This window comes from Alteromonas sp. Cnat2-8 (assembly GCF_022348355.1).
GTDB lineage: Bacteria > Pseudomonadota > Gammaproteobacteria > Enterobacterales > Alteromonadaceae > Alteromonas > Alteromonas macleodii.
This window is the reverse complement of record NZ_JAKREX010000002.1, coordinates 183,767-203,885: the sequence shown is the minus strand read 5'-3', so window position 1 is coordinate 203,885 and position 20,119 is coordinate 183,767. Positions and strand designations below refer to the sequence as shown.

Below are 20,119 nucleotides of genomic sequence, written 5' to 3'. Positions count from 1 at the left end.
GGCCGGTTTAATCGCGAATAAAAAAGGGCCACCTTTCGGCAACCCTTCTAATTTGTATCGATACCCCCCGTTCTAGGGGCTGCACTTAAAGCGCTTTAATGGTCTCGAACTGCTCTTTAAGTTTGGCTAGGGCTTTTTCACCCTCTTTCAACTTAGCGCGTTCCTTTTCAATTACTGCTTCTGGCGCATTACTTACGAACTTCTCGTTACCCAACTTGCCACGAGTACGAGATACGTCTTTCTCGATTTTCTCCATGGCTTTAGTAATACGGGCAAGCTCTGCGTCTTTGTCGATAAGCCCAGCCATTGGGATAAGAATTTCCATCTCGCCCACTAGCGCTGTCGCACTGGCTGGCGCTTCTTCACCGTCTTTCAAAATAGTTACGGTTTCAAGCTTAGAAAGCTTATCTAGGAATGCCTTAGCCGCATCAAGACGACGCGCGTCTTCGTCGCTTACGTTTTTAAGTAGCGCATTTAGCGGTTTGTTTGGTGAGATATCCATTTCACCACGGATATTACGAATACCCACGATAAACTTCTTCACCCACTCGATATCGGCAAGTACTTTGTCGTCTTGTTTCGCTGCATCAACTTCAGGGAATGCCTGAACCATAATGCTTGCGCTCTCTTCCACCTTAAGCGCACTTAGTGGCACAACGCGCTGCCAAATTGTGTCGGTGATAAATGGCATTAGCGGATGCAACAAGCGAAGCAGGCTTTCAAGCACGTTGATAAGGGTATGACGTGTACCGCGCTTTTCAGCCTCGGTGCTGGCGTCATTATTAAGCACTGGCTTAGTAAGCTCTAGATACCAGTCACAGAACTGGTTCCAGGTGAACTCGTAAACGGTTTGCGCCGCAATGTCGAAACGATAGTCTTCAAGCGCTTTTTCAAACTCAACCAGCGTTTGTTGGAACTTCGCCCAAATCCAGCGATCGGCCATGCTAAGCACCATTTCACCACCGTCGCGACCTGTATCGTGCTCTTCTGTGTTCATCAATACGAAACGCGATGCATTCCAAATTTTGTTACAGAAGTTGCGGTAGCCTTCAACACGGGCCATATCAAAGTTGATATCGCGGCTGGTTGACGCCATAGCGGCAAAGGTAAAGCGCAATGCGTCTGTACCGTAGGCCTGAATACCATCAGGGAACTGTTTACGGGTACGCTTGGCAATCTTTTCAGCAAGCTGAGGCTGCATCATGCCCGCGGTGCGTTTAGTGACTAGCGACTCAATATCAATACCGTCAATCAAGTCGATTGGGTCAAGCACGTTGCCCTTCGACTTTGACATTTTATCGCCGTTCTCATCGCGGATAAGACCAGTAATGTAGATGTCTTTAAACGGAATTTTGCCCGTGAACTTCTTGGTCATCATTATCATTCTGGCAACCCAGAAGAAGATGATGTCAAAGCCTGTAACTAGCACTGAAGACGGTACAAAGGTTTCTAGATCTGGCGTTTCTTCTGGCCAGCCCATGGTGGCGAACGGCCATAGTGCACTTGAGAACCAGGTATCTAGTACATCGTCGTCTTGAGAAAGGGTTACGTCACTGCCAAGGCCGTGCTTTTCGCGCACTTCTTCTTCGGTGCGGCCAACAAAAACGTTACCGTTTTCGTCGTACCACGCCGGAATGCGGTGTCCCCACCACAGCTGACGTGAAATACACCAGTCTTGAATGTTGTGCATCCACTGGTAGTAAGTCTTGTTCCAGTTCTCTGGCACAAAACGAATTTCGCCGCTTTCAACCGCTTCAATTGCAGGTTTAGCAAGAGACTCAACGGCTACATACCACTGGTCAGTTAGGTACGGTTCAATTACCGCACCTGTTCTGTCGCCACGTGGAACTTTAAGCTTGTGCGGCTCAATCTTAACCAATGCGCCTTGTGCGTCTAAATCAGCAACAATTTGCTTACGGGCGTCGAAGCGATCTAAACCACGATACGCTTCTGGCGCTTCGTCGTTAATTTTCGCATCGTCGGTAAGAATGTTGATCATAGGCAAGTTATGACGCTTACCCATATCGTAGTCGTTGAAGTCGTGAGCAGGCGTAATTTTCACGCAGCCTGTACCGAATTCTTGATCGACATAGTCATCGGCGATAACCGGAATTAAACGGCCAGTAATCGGTAGCTTAATCTCTTTGCCGATAAAGCCTTGGTAACGCTCGTCATCTGGGTGTACCGCAACGGCAGTGTCACCTAGCATAGTTTCAGGACGCGTTGTCGCAACCACTAGCTCACCGCTACCATCTGCAAGTGGGTAGCGCATGTGCCACATGTGGCCGTCTTCTTCTTCGTTCAGTACTTCAAGATCAGATACTGCAGTGTGAAGCACTGGATCCCAGTTAACCAAACGCTTACCGCGGTAAATAAGGCCTTCTTCGTGTAGCTTAACGAACACTTCAGTTACGGCTTTGGACAAGTCTTCGTCCATGGTGAACACTTCACGAGACCAGTCAGGAGACGTACCTAGACGGCGCATTTGACCGGTGATCGTTCCGCCGCTGTGCTCTTTCCATTCCCATACTTTCTTGATGAAGTCTTCGCGACCTAAATCGTGGCGCGTCTTGCCTTGTGCGTTAAGTTGGCGTTCTACCACCATTTGGGTAGCAATACCGGCGTGGTCAGTACCCACTTGCCATAGCGTATTGTCGCCCTTCATGCGGTGATAACGGGTTAAGGCGTCCATAATGGTTTGCTGGAAACCATGGCCCATGTGAAGGCTACCGGTAACGTTTGGTGGCGGAAGCAAAATACAATAAGGGTCGCCGCTACCTGAAGCTTTAAATAAACCCGCCTCTTCCCATGACTTGTAGCATTGCTGCTCGATGGACTGCGGTTCGAAGGTTTTATCCATTACACACTCTCAAATTGAAGCTAAACGCGAATGACTTATGCAGATTTGAACTGCATGTTGCATCCAGCTTGCTGATAGTTTTTGTATCTTACCCGCGCGGCCTGTTTGGCGTTCTCGTCCTCGGGTACAAAATCGATGATTTGACGATGCTGGTTGGGTGAAGGCACCATACCGGAACCCACATTAACCACCATTTGTCGTCTGGCTACCTGCTCTGGCCGCCAACAAATTTCCACCGGCGTTCCCGATTGTGGCCCTTCACCATAAAGATTATGAGGCACAAAGCGGTCGGCCGGCAGTTGCCATAACAATTCATCAACTTCTTCAGCTTGCGACTGTGTGTCACACAGAACGCTAATTTTCTGCTTATTAGCAAACGCTGAGGCAATGACTTCACTAGCGCGACCTGCCACGCCATTGTCACTGCTGGTAAGTTGATAAAATATCACTTGTGGCATGAATGATTAGTCCTCTAGCTTGATATCAGCGCGGTTCATTAGGAACTGAGACAGCATAGGCACTGGACGGCCTGTTGCGCCTTTGTTCTTACCACTGCGCCATGCCGTACCGGCAATATCAAGGTGAGCCCAGTTGTATTTCTTAGTGAAGCGCGACAAGAAACAACCCGCCGTAATTGACCCTGCTGGGCGACCACCTAGGTTCGTCATGTCGGCAAACGGGCTTTCAAGCTGCTCTTGGTAATCGTCCCATAGCGGTAAACGCCATGCGCGATCTGAGCTTTGCTCTGACGCATTAAGTAGTTCATGAGCAAGCGGGTTGTGCGTGCTCATTACAGCTGTTGCATGGTGACCAAGTGCGATAATCGCTGCGCCAGTTAGCGTGGCTACGTCAATCACTAGCTCTGGGTCGAAGCGCTCTACATAGGTTAGCGCGTCGCACAATACTAAACGGCCTTCGGCATCAGTGTTTAGCACTTCAACGGTTTGACCCGACATAGTCGTTAGAATGTCACCCGGACGGTACGCTTTGCCATCTGGCATGTTTTCACAGCCTGCCAATACACCAATAACGTTAATTGGCAGATTCAGCGCCGCGATAGTGTGCATAGTACCAAGTACGCCGGCAGCACCACCCATGTCGTACTTCATTTCATCCATGGCTTCGCCTGGCTTAATTGAAATGCCGCCTGAATCGAACGTAAGGCCTTTACCTACGAGTACAATTGGGGCTTGATCAGCTGGGCCACCGCGGTGATGCATAATACTCATCATGCTTTCGTTGTCTGAACCACGACCTACAGCCAAATACGCTTGCATACCAAGCTCAGCCATTTGGGTTTCATCAACGACTTCAGCGGTTACGCTGTCGTACTGGCTGGCAAGCTCTTGCGCCTGCTGCCACAGGTACGCTGGGTTACAGATGTTTGGCGGCATGTTAGCCACGTCTTTGGTCACTTTCGCACCGCGAGCAACCGCTAAACCGTGCTCAACTGCACGCTCACCCACCGTAAGTTCACGGCGTGTAGGTACGTTAAATACAATTTTACGCAGTGGGCGACGTGGTTCGCCTTTCTTGGTTTTAAGCTGCATAAAGGTGTAAAGCGTGTCTTCAGTTGCTTCTACTGCCTGACGTACTTTCCAGTAGGTATCACGACCTTTAACGTGAAGTTCGGTAAGGAAACATACCGCTTCCATTGAGCCTGTTTCATTCAATGTTTGTATGGTTTTGGCAATAATGTTTTTGTACTGACGCTCGTCTAATTCGCGCTCTTTACCACAACCGACTAGAAGCACGCGCTCGCTTAGTACATTTGGCACGTTGTGTAGCAACAACATTTGGCCGGCTTTACCTTCAAGGTCGCCACGGCGTAACAAGTTGCTGATATAACCTTCACTGATTTCGTCTAGTTGTTCAGCCACTGCCGTTAGGCGGCGCGGCTCGAAGACACCCACAACAATACATGCGCTGCGTTGTTTTTCAGGACTGCCACTTTTTACACTAAACTCCACGATATCACCTCGCTTTTCGTCGTTTATGGTTTGCACGATGACTAAAATCACGTAACGTTTCGCGCTGCTTTATGTTTTAATACGCAGCATAACTTTTTAGTTCGCTGCAATTCACGCTTAAAGACCTATTGAATATAGGTTAAATTTGCGTCAAAACACCATGCAAACGGTTTATGATTGCAGGCAAAACTTGTAAAAACGGTAAGTTTAAACAAAATTGTGCTTTCTTTCACTAAAATTCCTAATTTTCCGGAAGGGCTGAGATGCTGATATTCCGCTATTTACTTAAGGAAACGCTGAAATCTCAGTTAGCGATTTTCTTTATCCTAATGGCAATTTTTGTCACCTTACGATTTGTGCGCGTTTTGGGCGACGCCTCAGACGGTGATATTCCCGCTGGGCTAGTGCTTGGCTTTCTAGGTTTATATGCCCCTATCCTCTCTTCATTAGTGCTGCCTATCAGCGCCTATTTGGGCATTATGCTGGCACATGGCAGGCTGTATGTAGACAGTGAAATGACCGTAATGCGGGCCTGCGGCATCAGTGAATGGTACGTTACGCGGGTAATGCTGTTCTTATCTGTACTTATCATGATAGTCACAGGCGCGATCACCCTTTATTTCGCGCCATTGGCTGCAGAGAACGAATATCAGCTGCGAGAAAAAGCCAGAAATGAGGCGGGAATATCGGCGCTAATGCCAGGTAGATTCCAGCAAACCGGCAACGAAAAAGCGGTTATTTTTGTGCACGATGTAGACAACAACGATAAGCTACAACGTGTGTTTTTATCGCAAAATCAAACAGACGATAGCGAAGGCGACGTGCGCGTTGTGTATGCGCAAACTGGTGAAGTGGCTAATAACCCTGACGGCACGCGAAACCTTGTACTGAAAGAAGGAGTACAGTACGAAGGAAAGCAATCTGAAAAGGCTTTCCGCAAAGTAGAATTTGACGAATACCAAATTCAGATTGCCGACAAACCCGCCGACGAAACTCGTCGTAAGGTAAGCGTACTGCCTACTAACGAACTGTGGGAAGACGACAGTATTGAAGCCAGAGCCGAGCTTCAGTGGCGTATTGCCATCCCGCTTTCCATTCCGTTTTTAGTACTAATTGCTGTGCCGCTAAGCGCAGTCGACCCGCGTCAGGGGCGCTTTGGTAAAATGTTCCCTGCCATCCTGCTTTACTTGGGATACTTCTTGCTGCTACTGGCAAGTAGACGAGTGTTAGAAGACGGCAAAATGCCACCTCAACTTGGCTTATGGTGGGTGCATACCATCATGCTGATCATTGGTGTTATGTTGATTGTGCGAGACAGAAAAACCGGCACAGAGCTGCGCGCTTGGATATTGGGGAAAAAGTAGATGTTTAAGATCCTCGATTTATATATCGCCCGTACGCTGTTAGGCACTATTACCGTTACGCTTAGTGTACTTATTGGCTTAAGCGCGCTTATTAAATTTGTAGAACAGCTGCGAAAAATTGGCGAAGGCGACTATGACATGCTGGTCGCTTTTATCTACGTATTGCTAAGCTTGCCTCGCGACTTAGAGCAGTTCTTCCCAATGGCAACATTGCTGGGCGGCCTTATTGGTATGGGCGTACTGGCTAGCAATAGCGAATTGGTAGTGATGCAGGCCGCAGGTATGAGCCGCTGGAACATCATAAACTCAGCCATGAAGTCGACCCTTGTAATGATCTTATTAGTGATGGCCGTTGGCGAGTGGGTAACCCCGTACAGTGAAACCAAGGCAAAACAGATAAGAACTGAAGCCATTTCAGGCGGTAGTTTATTTTCTTCCGATAAGCTGGTGTGGGCAAAAGATGGCGACCGATTTGTAAGCATAGGTCAGGTGTTAAGCCAAGACTCTCTCAAAGATGTGAGCATATTTAGCTTTAACCCTGACTTGTCGCTAGAGAGCATTACTCACGCTAAAAATGGGGCCTTCGACGGCGACGGTTGGTGGCTAAGCGACGTTGAAGTAACCAAGTTTACTGAAACGAATGTTACGGTAGATGAAAATAACCGCATGCGTTGGAATTCAACACTGACACCAGACAAATTAGGCATTGTTGCGGTTAAGCCAGAGGCTTTATCTATTACTGGGCTGCTGGATTACGTGAACTACCTAGAAAATAACGATCAAGACCCTTCTCGTTATCAACTCGCCTTGTGGCGCAAGGTATTCCAACCTATTTCGGTAGGCGTAATGCTGTTAATGGCATTGTCGTTCATCTTTGGCCCGCTGCGTAGCGTTACAATGGGCGCTCGCGTGATCATGGGCGTACTGACAGGCTTCGGTTTCTTTATTCTTAACGAAGTATTTGGGCCAGTGAGTTTAGTCTATCAGCTGCCACCATTCCTTGGCGCCTTACTGCCTAGCTTACTGTTTGCGGCCATTGCAGGGGTAATGTTGAGGCGTTGATCAAGCTATCAGCATTCATCTAATTCAATAGTCAAAACTAATTAAAAAAGAGGCCATACAGCCTCTTTTTTTGCGATTTTTTAGCGCCTTACAACGCATCTTTACCAGCTCTTGTGGTCGTTCGCTTCTTTGGTCAATTTCAGCACTTCGGTTTTTGCCAGTCGATCTTGCAATGATTGTTTATTTTTAAAATCAAACAAAACAAGTAAGGTGCCTAAACCACCTAACGATGCTATTAGGCGAATGAACAATCGCGGCCAGGTCATTGGTTCTTCAACCGTGCTATAAATTCGTAAACGCCATGCACGCATGCCTAGGGTTTGCCCACCTCTTCTCCAGAACCACAAGAAAAACCCAGCTATCCACAAACCCACCCACGTTTGAATAAGCAGTTTATAACCGAAAGAAGCCTGAATAAGATCGGCAGGTTCAGCATAGCCTTGCAGGTCAAGGGCACCGTTTTTCAGCATGACCACCAGCGTTACGATCATGACCATGGCCGCACACATCCCTACGGCAGTAGCCACGAGCGTGTCGTAAATCATTGCCAACAAACGCCTAACGAATCCAGCTCGCTCAAGCGATGAACTGTCTGATTCTGAGTTGGGCGTGTTTTTATCATCCTTCGTTTTTAGAGGATTTGATGATGGGGACTTCTTCTTGGCTTTTCTGTCGTGTCTCGCCACGGGCTTCTCTTCACTTCATTAACAACAGCGTTTATTTTGACACAAGCGCCACAACGCTTAAACAACATAAGCCTTAGTTAACGGCATTTAATAGCGCAATAAGCAAAGAAAAATGATTTCCACCTTTTTGCATCCATTAACCATCATTAATCGTTATTGGTATTACAAACGGATAATGGACGTAAATACGGTGACAGCAAAAATTCTGGTAACAACACTTATCGCTAGCTCATTTTCGCTTGGTATGGGCGCTGCAATGGCGTTAGACGACCCCGAAGGTGATATTGAGCATATTCGAGTACGTGGTGACTCATCTGTAAAAGACGGAGAGTTTATCTCGGCTTCGCAGGGATGGGTGTCTGGTGACACCTTGATTGAACGCCCAATGTTGCGCGCCGGTGAAATACTCGAATTCATCCCGGGCATGATGGTGACCCAACACAGCGGTTCGGGAAAAGCCAACCAGTACTTCCTGCGCGGTTTTAACCTCGACCATGGCACGGATTTTACGGTGAGTGTAGACGGTATGCCGGTGAACATGCGAAGCCACGGACATGGCCAAGGCTACAGTGATCTTAACTTTATTATCCCCGAATTTATCGACAATCTAAGTTACTTCAAAGGCACCTATTATGCCAACATCGGCGATTTTTCTAGCGCTGGCGGGGCGTTCTTCAATTTAAGAGATTCACTTGAGCAAAAACAGTTGTTCTTAGGTTTAGGAGAATATGGGTTCAAGCGCGCTGTTGCATTAAATCACTTTGAAGCAGGAGAGAGCCGCGTTGTTACAGCGCTGGAATATCAAACCTATGACGGCCCGTGGACTGACGTTGACGAAGATGTAAAAAAGAAAAACGCCCATATTCGTTATATTACGCCTTTGTTAGACGGACAACTCGCCATTACAGGAATGGCCTACGATAATAGCTGGAACGGTGCTGACCAAGTACCTGAGCGCGCTATTGAAAGCGGCTTAATAGACCGTCTTGGCTCTATCGACACCCAAGTTGGCGGCGATTCGTCTCGCTATAGTCTCTCCGCAAACTATACGAGTGATACATGGAATGCCTCACTGTATGCCATAGATACAACGCTGAGCCTTTTTTCCAACTTTACTTACTTCCTTGATAGCCCTACGACTGGCGATCAATTCGAACAGGCCGACGACCGAAAAATTTACGGTGGTGAAATATTCACTACCCTTCCCATGGCGCTTACGGATGGAAGCAGTATTACCTTAGGCGGCCAGTGGCGTTTCGACGATATTGAAAACGTGGGTTTGTATCGCACCCAAAACTTAACCCGCTTTGGCACTATTCGAGAAGACGAAATAGACAGCAACAGCTATGCACTTTTTGCTCAATCAAACATCGTATTAAGCGACGCACTAAGCCTGTCATTAGGTGGTCGATACGATTACTTAGATGTGGACGTTACCAGCAGTCTTGGTGCTAATTCAGGAAGCGAAAGTGACGGTTTATTTACCCTTAAAGCAGGCTTGAAGTACAGTGTATCAGACCAACTCACCGCATTTGCCAACATTGGGCAGGGCTTTCACTCTAACGATGCGCGAGGAGCAACAATTAGCATAGACCCGGTAAGTGGTGACGCTACCGAAGCAGCTCCCTTATTGGTAAAGAGCCTTGGCTATGAAGCGGGCGTTAACTATACCGATAACAAAACCTATAACCTGTCTGCTGCCCTGTGGCGCCTAGAGCTTGATAGCGAGCTGGTATATGTTGGTGATGCAGGCTTTACTGAAGCCAGTCGCCCCTCCGAGAGACACGGCATTGAAGTGAGTGCCTACTACTGGATAAGCCATCACCTAACAACAGACATTGAAGCTGCGTGGACCAAGGCACGATTTAGCGACAGCGTTGAAGGCGAAGGCCGTCACATTGATGGCACCGTGCCAGGTGTGGTGAGTGTAGGGCTGACCTACTATCAAAGAAGTAATCAACTAGGGTTCAGCTATACTCTACGAGGCCGCTACCTAAGCTCTCGCACAGTAGAAAGTTTCGATGAAATTTCACCGCCATCAACATTCTTAATTAATGCTCAAGTTGCCTATCGCCAGCCAACTTGGGACGTAACGCTAGAAGTACTCAATGCCCTAGACAGTGACGATCACGATATTGATTATTTTTACGCATCTAGGCTGCCTGGAGAGCCAGAGGAAGGGATTGAGGATTTGCATTATCACCCTGTAGAGCCAAGAAATGTTCGCCTTACCTTTTCAATAAAGTATTAATACATAAACGCTTTACTGTTTGGGGGGCTGTCTATTGATTAGGTAACCATTCAGGCAGTTGTATATAAAACATGCTACTTTAAGAAGTAGCCGCCAAATAGTTAGAGCAATAAACAAATGGCCGCACTACAACGATAAAAATAGGAGCAACAATGGAACACGAAACTCTGTTTCCTCTGCTGTGTAAAACCGCAGACGGCGACAAAAAAGCGTTCGCAGAGCTTTATAAGATAACAAGTCCACAGCTCTACGCTGTTGCTTTGAGGCTTTTGAAACGCCCTGAACTCGCTGACGAAGCCACACAAGACGCCTATATAAAAATTTGGCATAACGCCGGTAATTATCAACGAGGCAAAGGTACGGTACTTACCTGGATGGTCAGTATAGCTCGCTATCGTGCGCTCGATTTAATCCGCTATCACAACGTAAGAAATGAAGTCGAATTAAATGATGACGCACCGTCAGGTATGGAAACCACACAATCAATAAAGTTAGAGGCAGAGCAAGCAAAGTTGGCCTCTTGTTTAGATGAACTTGATGGACCGCAGCGTCAGGCTATCCATTTAGCCTATGTGAATGGTATGTCGCATCAAGAGGTGGTAACTCACTTGGCGTCACCACTTGGAACCATTAAAAGCTGGATAAGACGAGGCTTGCAAAGCTTGCAGAGGTGCCTATCACTATGAATTATTTAAAAGAAGAGCGATTAAACGCCCTCGCCGCTGAGTATGTAGTTGGAACGCTGCGCGGCAAAGCGCGTACGCGCTATCAAAAGTTAATGATGCAGTATCAGGCTGTTAGTGATGCAACCGCACAATGGGAGCAATACCTTACTGGATTTGCTGAAACCTTGCCTCCGGTGACACCACCTGACAGCGTGTGGGAGAGCATACAAGTGAAGCTTGGCCACAAAGCGGCCAATGATACAGAGTTTGTCGGTCAGACTACTAATAGTATACCCAGTAGCGACAATGTAGTTGATCTTGAAAAAGAAAAGCAGAAACGCTGGAAGAACTTATCGTTCATATCCACAGCTGCTGCATTGGTGCTAGCCGTATTGCTTTTCATGATGCAACCTGTGCCTACCCCAGAGGTTTCCCATATTGCCGTGGTCAATAATGCTGATAACACGCCATTGTGGGTGATAGAAGTTTCTGACACGACGATGAATGTTAAGGTAACCGATGCATTTGTGGCGTTAGCAGACAAAGACTATGAGCTTTGGATGGTGCCGGCAAACGGTGAAGCACCAATTTCTCTCGGCTTAATGCCTGAAGTTAATGGCGACACGCGCGCGACACCAGATATCTTGCTAGATCAAAGTATCGCGGCGTTAGCAGTAAGCTTAGAAGCGCCAGGCGGCTCGGTAACGGGCGCACCAACGGAAGTGCTATATATAGCGCCGATTGTTTCCGTGTAATTTTACGCACTAAGCGGCACACCAAAAGGCCACGAAACGTGGCCTTTTACTTTTTATAAAAAATTTATTTTAATTTTTTAAACATTTTTGCATCTAAGGTGAAACCTCAGTCGTTTGGTCTCTTGAACTCATAAAAAAACAGAGAGACTCGACATGATCCAATTCAAACGCAAAACTTTGTCACTGGCTGTCGCCGTGACATGTGCAGCCGTAACTGCTGGCGCAATAGCGTCAAGTCACCGAGAAGCACCGAATATCACTCGCCACCCAGCGTTAGATAGCACCGACTTTTATGCTTTCAATAGCTATGAACAAGGCCGTGAAGATTATGTGACTTTCATAGCAAACTATATTCCACTGCAAGATGCTTATGGTGGCCCTAACTACTTTGCAATGGACCCAAATGCGCACTACGCCATTCATATTGATAGCGATGGCGACGCGGTTGAAGACTTAAGCTTTGTTTTTAAGTTTAACAATATGCTTGCTGCCGATAACGAAGGTATCGCCTTGCCTATAGGCCCTGAAGGCGAACAGAAAATGGTGAAAGTACCGCTTAAAAATGTAGGCGGTATCAGCGCAGACGATTCAAGCGCAGCAAACTTCTCGGAAATGTACAGCCTTACTATGGTGAGTGGCGACATGCAGACAGGCACGCGCACTACTCTCACTCCTTCCATGGGCGATATGTTTAAAAAGCCGCTTGATTACATTGGTAATAAAACCTTTACCAGTGAAGCGGAATACGCACGTTATGCTGAAAGCTTCATTTATTCGTTCAGTATCCCTGGGTGTGATGACATGGCCAAAGTGTTTGTTGGTCAGCGTAAAGACCCCTTCGTTGTTAACTTAGGCAAAACATTCGACTTGGTAAATTATGTACCTGTTGAGGGCGACAGCGCACCGGGCGCAGGCGATGGTGAAGGTTTTCCTGGCGGTATAACGCAAAGTGCCATGAATGATGACTTAGCCGATAAAAACGTGACAGCGTTATCTATTGAAGTACCCAAGGCGTGTGTTACCGGTGAAGGTAATGGCGTAATTGGTAGCTGGACCACGGCAAGCTTGCCGCAAGCGCGTATCCTAAACCCAGATGCTACTTTTGCGAAACCTGAGACTAATGGTGGCGCGATGACTCAAGTGTCTCGTTTAGGTAGCCCGCTAGTAAATGAGCTTGTTATCGGTATTGGCGATAAAGACAAATTCTCTACTTCTCACCCAAGTGCAGACGGTCAATTCGCTGATTATGTAACCCACCCTTCTTTGCCAGAACTACTGAACATTCTGTTTAAAGATGCAGTGAATACTACGCTGGGTACGGATATTGAGACCCTTGCGCCGACTAACTTCCCGCGTATGGACTTAGTAACAGCGTTTCTTACAGGTTTCCCAGGCGTTAACCAGCAAGCAACTGTAACAGCATCAGAAATGCTGCGCCTAAACACTGGGATCCCAGCAACACCAGCCGAATCACAGTCAGCATTTGGTGTGGCAGGCGATGACTTAGCGGGTTTCCCTAACGGTCGCCGCCCAGGTGATGACGTTGTTGATATTGCCCTTCGCGTTGTTATGGGCCGTTTGTGTTATCCCATCCCGGTAGCAGGTGAAGATACAGACCTTGGCCTTTGTACACCAGAGGACGCCAGCGTAGGTAATGTACCTTTCACTGATGGTGCACCTGTAGATGCAAGCATGATTGATTCATCGTTTCCTTACCTAAAAACACCACTTGCTGGCTCTGAATAAGGAGATCCATCATGTCTATGAAGATTAGGTTATTTAACAAGAATCCAAATGCACCCGCGTTTGTTAGGTCGGCTCAAGCCCCTTTGCAGAAACATAAGTTGTGGGTCATTTCTGGATTGGTGCTAGCGCTAACTGGTTGTTTCGATAGTGATGACGATAACGATTATCAAGCGCCAGAAGAAAATGCAGCGCCCGTAGCCGTTGATGAAATGCTAACGACACAAGCAGATATTGCGTTTGATGGCACGTTGACAGCAACCGATGCCGATGGTGATGCACTTACCTTCGGGCTTGGTGAAAACGGTACGTTAGGTAATGCAGAAGTTAATGCTGATGGCAGCTTTACCTACACACCTAACGCTCAGGTAACAGGTAGCGATAGCTTCACATTCACCGTTTCTGACGGCGTAAATCCAGAAGTTACCGCTACTGTTAGCGTTACGATTGAGGCACAGCAGGTATCGTTCTCTAGCTATACCCGTGACGCCTTTAATCAAGCACCAACCGATGAACCGCTGCCAATTAACGGGCGCGAGTTCACCCAAGATGCTGACGACACCACGTTCGATGATTTATTGATTGGTCAATAACGAACGGTCAGTACACAGTGTCAACCGTAAAGCCAAGGACGGCTTTTTTAAAGGAAGTTCTGATGAAGTTGATGAGAAGCAGTACTCTCATACTCTCTATAATGAGCGTATTGTCAGCCCTAACAGTCTGTTCGGTATCTGCTCAGGCTGAAAAACTCAATTATGATACCGTCATCGCAACGTGGCAGCCTCAACAGCTATCCATAGCAAGTATCGACGAAGCGGAAAAAATTTTAACTTCAAGTAGATACCTTCAAGCAAAAGGTGATGAAAGAGAGCGTATTGTTAGGTTCACGAACATAATGCGACAAAAATTCGATTCATTGAACGCGGGTCAAAAGGAGCGTTTAGTTGTTTTAGAAGCTCGACTACTTCAAGGCATTCATAAGTTCGAACAAGCCAAGCAACACCTTAATCAAATAGCCCGCTTTCGCTCTCCAGCTGCACAGTTATTGTTGGCAGACATAAACGTTCAGCAAGGTAACGCTAAAGAGGCGAAAGAAAACTGCGAAAAGCTGGTAGGGCAAACAAGTTTTTTAATCGCTTTCACGTGTATGGTTAACGCTGATTTTTCACAAAATAAAGACGTAAAATTTTTGAAAAAGCTTAGTGCTTTTGAGGCCTACACGAGTACAGTGAGGCCTGCGGAGCGCCAGTGGTTTTATGAAGTACTTGCAGACATGTCGCTTCAACTTGGTAACGCTGAAGCCGCGCTTGAGCATTTGTCACAAACAGAATTCGAAAAGCTACCTATAAGCGCAATGTTAGTTTGGGCCGACGCACATTTTGCGTTGAATAACTATAAGGCAGTGAGTTCTGGGTTTAGCAACTCCGTACCCGATATGTTGACAGCCGACGATGGCTTGCTACTTAAATGGACGATTGCCGAACGAGCGCAAGGTATTGTGCGCTCTGAAGTGCAAACTCAACTTGCTAAGAACATGGAAATTCGAGTGTGGCGAGAAGACAGTTCTCACGCCGCACAGGTCGCCACTTACTTTTTAGAGATTGAACCTGATTACCCACTGGCGCTTAAATTTGCCGAAATCAACTGGCAATACGCACAGTCATTAGATGACAAAAACCTCCTAGAGCGCGCTCGACAGGCTAATGAAGTATCGACCAATGCTTAATGTTCTCCCCCCCTTCAGTAAACGAGTCATGATTAAATTTATCACATTTTTCATCTTCGCCGCCTTCAGCGTTTTCACGCATTCACACGAACTGAGTAACGGCTACTTAACGCTTAAAAACGATTCAAATAACACTTTGTCTGGCGAGCTTTTGCTAAAGCCTGAAGATATAGGGCAAGCAGCAGGGCTAGATAGCAATAATGACGGTAATTTGACCTGGGGTGAAGTCAACAGAAACCACACCATGGCGAACGACTATATCCAAAACCACCTAGTGATTCGAGGTAGCGAAACGCGATGTACGGTTAATATTGCTCCCCCTTCTATAAGAGATATATCTGCAGAGTCATTACTGGTATTCCCGCTGTCGGTGAATTGCGTATATGTAAACGAAGTATCGATACAATACACTGGCATAGTTAGCGATTTTCCCACCCACAAGCTCCTCACAACGGTAACGTTAAACGATCACACAAGTGTTTATGTACTAAGCGATGAACGCTCTTTTATCACTGCTACTGCTACAGGAAACAGCTGGATTTCGCAGTTTGGGGAGATGGTTTATCAGGGAGTTTGGCACATTTTCATTGGGCTAGACCATATACTGTTTTTGGTTGCTACGTTGCTCACCGTTAATCTTTACAGGGAAAATAAGAGCTGGGTGAAAGAGCAAAGCAAAAGGCACATTATAAAAAGTACGGTGATATTGGTAAGCACGTTTACGTTAGCGCACTCGATTACATTAACTGCCACAGCACTGGATTTTATTACGCTAGATAGCCGTATTGTTGAGCTAGGCATTGCTATATCAGTGGCTATAACTGCGCTTAACAATGTGTACCCTATCATCATGCGTTTAGGATTTATTACCTTTGGGTTCGGCCTACTCCATGGAATGGGATTTGCGAGCGTGTTTGGCGACCTTAACGCCCAGTCGGGCAGCTTGGTAATGAATGTATTCGCTTTTAATATAGGGGTAGAGCTGGGCCAACTTGCCATAGTTACGCTGCTATTGCCCTTACTCATCTTACTTAGAAACGTAAGGTTATATTCAAAAGCCATAATGCCAATTGCATCGTCAGCAATCGCGGTAGTAGCGATTAATTGGACGCTTCAGCGTTGGTAAAAGTGTGCGTTCTGTTGATTAATAAGAAATAGATAAAGCAAAATACGCTTTTGAACAATCTTTCGGCACTTAATCACAAAAAGCTTAAAAAGTTGTTGTATAGGCGCGCCGCATCGCTATAATGCCATGCATCAACACCACGTTGATAACCATACACAATGCCAGTGTGATGGAATTGGTAGACATGACGGATTCAAAATCCGTTGCTAGCGATAGCGTGGCGGTTCAAGTCCGCCCACTGGTACCATCTTCTTCTTTTAGAAGTAGATACTGAAACCGACTTTTGAGTCGGTTTTTATTTTTTGATTTCACTAGTTTCAATGAATGATAATTTATCAAACTCATCTCATAACTGAACCCAAGTTTTAAGTCCCTTTAGCTTTTTCGTTTGCATGCTCCTTTTGGCTCAGATATCTACCTTCTAGGACAAATGCTAATTTTAAGAGCAGTATTATTAGCGCATTGAATAAATGTAGTTGGAGTATTAGTGTACACCACTTCTACAAAGTCACACATGCATAACTTCATGTCTAAAAAAGCCAAATTGGGAGTAAAGCCGTTTTTTTATCATTAAAGGCTGAACTTAAAAAGAGTAACATTCTGAGGTTGCTCTAAGCTGTCCAGATATCTTACGGGTAGCTTCATTACTAGCCTTTTTCACGGCTTGTACATATATACTTTTTGCATTAACTGGGGTTTCCTTGCTGTTGCCCACCAAGCTAATAACAGTGCTTACCGAACCATCTAAACTAAAAATAGGTGCACTTACAACATTAATGTCTGGCAAGAAATCTTCTTTAAAACAACACAAGTTGCTTTTTTTTATTTCTTCTAGCAATTCGTAGAACATCGCTTTTTTTATAGGCTTACCCATGTAGCGTGGCATAGGTGCAGGGGAATCGTAGTAGTGTTCAACTAGCGTCTTGCATCGCAGTTTAGGTAGGTGGGATAAGAAAATACGCCCAGCGGCAGAGGTAAACGGCGACAGCTCTGAGCCCAAACGGATATTCACCGCCAAAAAGTGACTGGAGTCTAACCACTTTATCACTAGCGGTACATCACCATTCCAAATGGTTACAGTAATGGTTTTATCTAATTCTTGGTGAAGCTTATCTGCATATTCAAAGGCCACCTGAACGGGGTTTGAATGTTTTAGTGCCGACATACCTAAGCGAATACTGCTGTTTGAAAGCATGTATTTGGCATTGTCTAATTGCGACACATAACCAAGCTTGGTCAAGCTAACCAAGTATTTGTGAAGTCGACTGGGGCTCATTTCTGCCAGCTCAGATAACTTAGTTAGCGAGATAGGGCCGCTGTGCTCAGAGATTAACTCTAAAACCTCAAGCCCTAGTTCTAGAGAGCCAATACCCTTTCGGGTTGCAATTGCTTTGTCGTCATCCATTGTGTTGCTGCCTCTTCATCCAAGTGGGCGTCATGCTACCCCAGCTTCTCACCGCATTACAGCGTAATTAAACCGCAAGATTGGTTTCAATAAATGCGCGATTTTCCTCAAGGGCTTGCGAGTCACCGTAAAATTGCACTTTCCCTTTCACAATAAGAATGTGCTGATCGCACAGCGTCTGCAATACCTTAATGTTTTTATCCACAATAATGGTCGACACACCGGTTTCTTTAATTTTGCGAATAACATCCCAAATTTCTCTGCGAATAAGTGGTGCTAAGCCTTCTGTGGCTTCATCGAGTATCAGTAAATCTGGGTTGGTCAAAAGCGCCCTACCTATAGCTAGCATTTGCTGCTCACCGCCAGAGAGTTGAGTGCCTTTATTGGTTAAGCGCTCTTTTAAACGAGGGAACACCTCAAGCACCTTCGCATAAGTCCAATGCGCTTCACCTCGCGAGTTTTTTCGCGCGGCCATTTGTAAGTGCTCTTTCACAGTTAAGTTGTGAAACATGCCCCGTCCTTCTGGCACATAGGCAATATCGTTGCGCATGCGTTTCCACGTGGGAAGAGCACCAATTTCTTTGCCCTTGTACAAAACAGCGCCACTACGCGGCTTTACGATACCCAAAATAGATTTCAATGTTGTGGACTTACCCATGCCGTTGCGACCCATAATACTTACGGTCTGCCCTTTTTTAATGGCAAAAGATATTCCGTGCAGAATATGGCTTTCTCCGTATAAGGTATGAATGCCTTTTACCTCTAGAATGTTGTCTGTCACGTTAAAATACCTCGTCATCGTTGCCTAGATAGGCTTCTTGAACTAAAGGGTTTGCTCGAATGTTATCTACCACATCGGTGATCAAATGCTGCCCGTCCACCATCACGGTCATTAGGTCAGATAGCTCAAAAACGGCATCCATATCGTGCTCTACCAGCACAATGCAGTAGCGCTTTTTCAGCGACTTAAGCAGGTCAATAATGATAAGCGACTCTTCATGGCCCATACCCGCCATTGGTTCATCAAGTAAAAGTACTTGGGGGGCGGTCGCCAATACCATGGCAATTTCTAGCTGACGCTGCTCACCATAACTAATGGCGCTGGCTTTGATATTGGCTTGCTTCAATAGCCCTACCTGTTCAAGGGCATCTTGGGCAATCGCAGTTACATGCTTACTTGAATGCTTCGACTTAAACATATTAAAGCTGCTACCCACTCGTTGCTGGGCGGCAATGCAACAGTTTTCCAAGCATGTGGCATCTTTGAAAATATTGGTTTTCTGAAAACTTCGCCCTATTCCTTTGCGGCAGAACTGATAACTTTTCAGGCCCGTAATATTTTCACCTCGATACAAAATCACACCCTTAGTTGCCGGATACGTACCGCACAATATATTCAGCAGGGTGCTTTTTCCCGCGCCATTAGGGCCCACAATACTATGCAGCGATTTGTCGTAAAACTTAATATTAAATTCGTTGAGCGCTTTTAATCCGCCCCAGTGCTTTGAAAGGTTTTCAGCTTGTAAGATACATTCACTCATTTGCGTTTCCCTCCGACTAACTGCTCAATTAGCCCGGCAATACCACTTTTTAGTAGCAGTACCATTAAGATGATGAGCGAGCCCATCCAAAACATCCAATACTGGGTCATGTGTTCAATGCCGTAGTGCAAGCTCTCATAAACGAATACACCTAGAATTGCCCCAAAAATAGTGCCTAGACCACCTAAAATAGCCATTACTAATGCAGAAGCAGAGACTTCCCAACCCATCATGGTTGGATTAACAAAACCGTATTGAAGCGAGAACAAGTAGCCTGCGTAAGCGGCAAGTGATGAAGACAATACATACGACACTAAACGGAAGTGAAAGATGTTGTAGCCAAGTGCAGTGGCACGCTCAGGGTTTTCTTTTATTGCGTCAATCACACGCCCAAACCGAGAATGCAAACTAACTTTACAAAACACGTAGCAGTTAAATAGCGATAGCAAGCACAGGTAATAGAAGTGGTTCTCGTTATCTAAATCTAAGAAATTTAAACCAAAAATGCTGGTTTCGGGTTTTAGATAAATAAATAACCCGTCTAAGCCGCCGTATTCCGTTGAGTCGGCAAAGAAATAGAATGTCATTTGCGCCAATGCCAGCGTTATCATGATCATATAAATACCGCTAGTTCTTAGCACAATTAAGCCAACAATAAGTGCAATAGCACCACTAGCGGCCATGACATAAAAGGTATACAACCAAAAGTTAACCACTTCGTATTCGGGGAGCATAATGGCAAATAAGTATCCGCCTAAGCCGTAGAACATGGCGTGACCAAGGGTGATAAGGCCAGTTCTTCCCACCAAGTAGTCCAAAGACATAACAAAAATAGACAAAATCAGCATGGTGGAGATTTTGTTTACGTAAAACGTGTTCTCATTGAAAAATAAGGGGATACCCAAGGCAATAAAGAAAAACGCAAAAATAAATACTTTTTCAGCTTTGCTAGAAAATACAGACAT

Annotated in this window: 17 protein-coding genes and 1 tRNA gene; 10 read left to right on the top strand and 8 right to left on the bottom strand. The window is 46.0% G+C overall.

Annotation, left to right across the window (positions count from 1 at the left end; all coding sequences use genetic code 11):
• Window positions 1-85 precede the first annotated feature (85 nt).
• The 3 genes from MHN00_RS05080 to pepA are packed head-to-tail and all read right to left on the bottom strand — an operon-like array spanning window position 86 to window position 4,830.
• On the bottom strand, window positions 86-2,860 hold the full coding sequence (locus MHN00_RS05080; protein ID WP_239300536.1) for a valine--tRNA ligase: 2,775 nt from the start codon (window positions 2,858-2,860) through the stop codon (window positions 86-88).
• A gap of 35 nt (window positions 2,861-2,895) precedes the next feature.
• Window positions 2,896-3,318, bottom strand: a complete 423-nt coding sequence (locus MHN00_RS05075) for a DNA polymerase III subunit chi (protein ID WP_239300535.1) — start codon at window positions 3,316-3,318, stop codon at window positions 2,896-2,898.
• Between the two features lie 6 nt (window positions 3,319-3,324).
• Window positions 3,325-4,830, bottom strand: a complete 1,506-nt coding sequence (gene pepA / locus MHN00_RS05070; protein ID WP_014950602.1) for a leucyl aminopeptidase — start codon at window positions 4,828-4,830, stop codon at window positions 3,325-3,327.
• Window positions 4,831-5,093: 263 nt separating this feature from the next.
• Between pepA and lptF the strand changes: the two genes are divergently transcribed.
• Window positions 5,094-6,194 (top strand): LPS export ABC transporter permease LptF, encoded by a 1,101-nt coding sequence (gene lptF, locus MHN00_RS05065; protein ID WP_014950603.1) that lies wholly within the window; start codon window positions 5,094-5,096, stop codon window positions 6,192-6,194.
• Complete coding sequence (gene lptG, locus MHN00_RS05060) at window positions 6,195-7,256, top strand: LPS export ABC transporter permease LptG (RefSeq protein ID WP_014977294.1); 1,062 nt, start codon at window positions 6,195-6,197, stop codon at window positions 7,254-7,256.
• A gap of 101 nt (window positions 7,257-7,357) precedes the next feature.
• Here lptG and MHN00_RS05055 read toward each other — a convergent pair whose 3' ends face one another.
• On the bottom strand, window positions 7,358-7,942 hold the full coding sequence (locus MHN00_RS05055; protein ID WP_081334023.1) for an RDD family protein: 585 nt from the start codon (window positions 7,940-7,942) through the stop codon (window positions 7,358-7,360).
• A 175-nt stretch (window positions 7,943-8,117) separates the two neighbouring features.
• Here MHN00_RS05055 and MHN00_RS05050 point away from each other — a divergent pair, with 175 nt between their 5' ends.
• The 8 genes from MHN00_RS05050 to MHN00_RS05015 all read left to right on the top strand — a co-directional run bounded on the left by MHN00_RS05050 (window position 8,118) and on the right by MHN00_RS05015 (window position 16,455).
• Complete coding sequence (locus MHN00_RS05050; RefSeq protein WP_343213210.1) at window positions 8,118-10,193, top strand: TonB-dependent receptor; 2,076 nt, start codon at window positions 8,118-8,120, stop codon at window positions 10,191-10,193.
• Between the two features lie 152 nt (window positions 10,194-10,345).
• Window positions 10,346-10,879, top strand: coding sequence for a sigma-70 family RNA polymerase sigma factor (locus MHN00_RS05045; RefSeq protein ID WP_014977297.1), 534 nt, complete (start codon window positions 10,346-10,348; stop codon window positions 10,877-10,879).
• Window positions 10,876-11,613, top strand: coding sequence for an anti-sigma factor (locus tag MHN00_RS05040; protein ID WP_239300533.1), 738 nt, complete (start codon window positions 10,876-10,878; stop codon window positions 11,611-11,613). The genes MHN00_RS05045 and MHN00_RS05040 overlap by 4 nt, the downstream gene beginning before the upstream one ends.
• Window positions 11,614-11,766: 153 nt before the next feature.
• A complete protein-coding gene (locus MHN00_RS05035) occupies window positions 11,767-13,359 on the top strand; it encodes a DUF4331 domain-containing protein (protein WP_239300532.1) in 1,593 nt (530 codons plus the stop codon).
• An 11-nt stretch (window positions 13,360-13,370) separates the two neighbouring features.
• Entirely contained in the window at window positions 13,371-13,949 is a 579-nt protein-coding gene (locus MHN00_RS05030; protein WP_239300530.1) for an Ig-like domain-containing protein, read from the top strand.
• Window positions 13,950-14,011: 62 nt separating this feature from the next.
• On the top strand, window positions 14,012-15,082 hold the full coding sequence (locus MHN00_RS05025; RefSeq protein ID WP_239300528.1) for a hypothetical protein: 1,071 nt from the start codon (window positions 14,012-14,014) through the stop codon (window positions 15,080-15,082).
• Between the two features lie 28 nt (window positions 15,083-15,110).
• Window positions 15,111-16,208, top strand: a complete 1,098-nt coding sequence (locus tag MHN00_RS05020; protein ID WP_239300526.1) for a HupE/UreJ family protein — start codon at window positions 15,111-15,113, stop codon at window positions 16,206-16,208.
• A gap of 160 nt (window positions 16,209-16,368) precedes the next feature.
• A tRNA-Leu gene (locus MHN00_RS05015) sits at window positions 16,369-16,455 on the top strand.
• Between the two features lie 336 nt (window positions 16,456-16,791).
• On the opposite strand, the gene MHN00_RS05010 is transcribed toward MHN00_RS05015, so the two are convergent.
• From MHN00_RS05010 to MHN00_RS04995, 4 genes are all read right to left on the bottom strand, one after another.
• Window positions 16,792-17,613: a helix-turn-helix domain-containing protein gene (locus MHN00_RS05010; protein WP_014977303.1), complete on the bottom strand. Its 822-nt coding sequence runs from the start codon at window positions 17,611-17,613 to the stop codon at window positions 16,792-16,794.
• 67 nt (window positions 17,614-17,680) lie between these two features.
• Entirely contained in the window at window positions 17,681-18,394 is a 714-nt protein-coding gene (locus MHN00_RS05005; RefSeq protein WP_014977304.1) for an ABC transporter ATP-binding protein, read from the bottom strand.
• Window position 18,395: 1 nt separating this feature from the next.
• On the bottom strand, window positions 18,396-19,154 hold the full coding sequence (locus tag MHN00_RS05000) for an ABC transporter ATP-binding protein (RefSeq protein WP_014977305.1): 759 nt from the start codon (window positions 19,152-19,154) through the stop codon (window positions 18,396-18,398).
• On the bottom strand, window positions 19,151-20,119 hold the full coding sequence (locus tag MHN00_RS04995) for a branched-chain amino acid ABC transporter permease (RefSeq protein WP_014977306.1): 969 nt from the start codon (window positions 20,117-20,119) through the stop codon (window positions 19,151-19,153). Before MHN00_RS04995 ends, MHN00_RS05000 begins: the two co-directional genes overlap by 4 nt.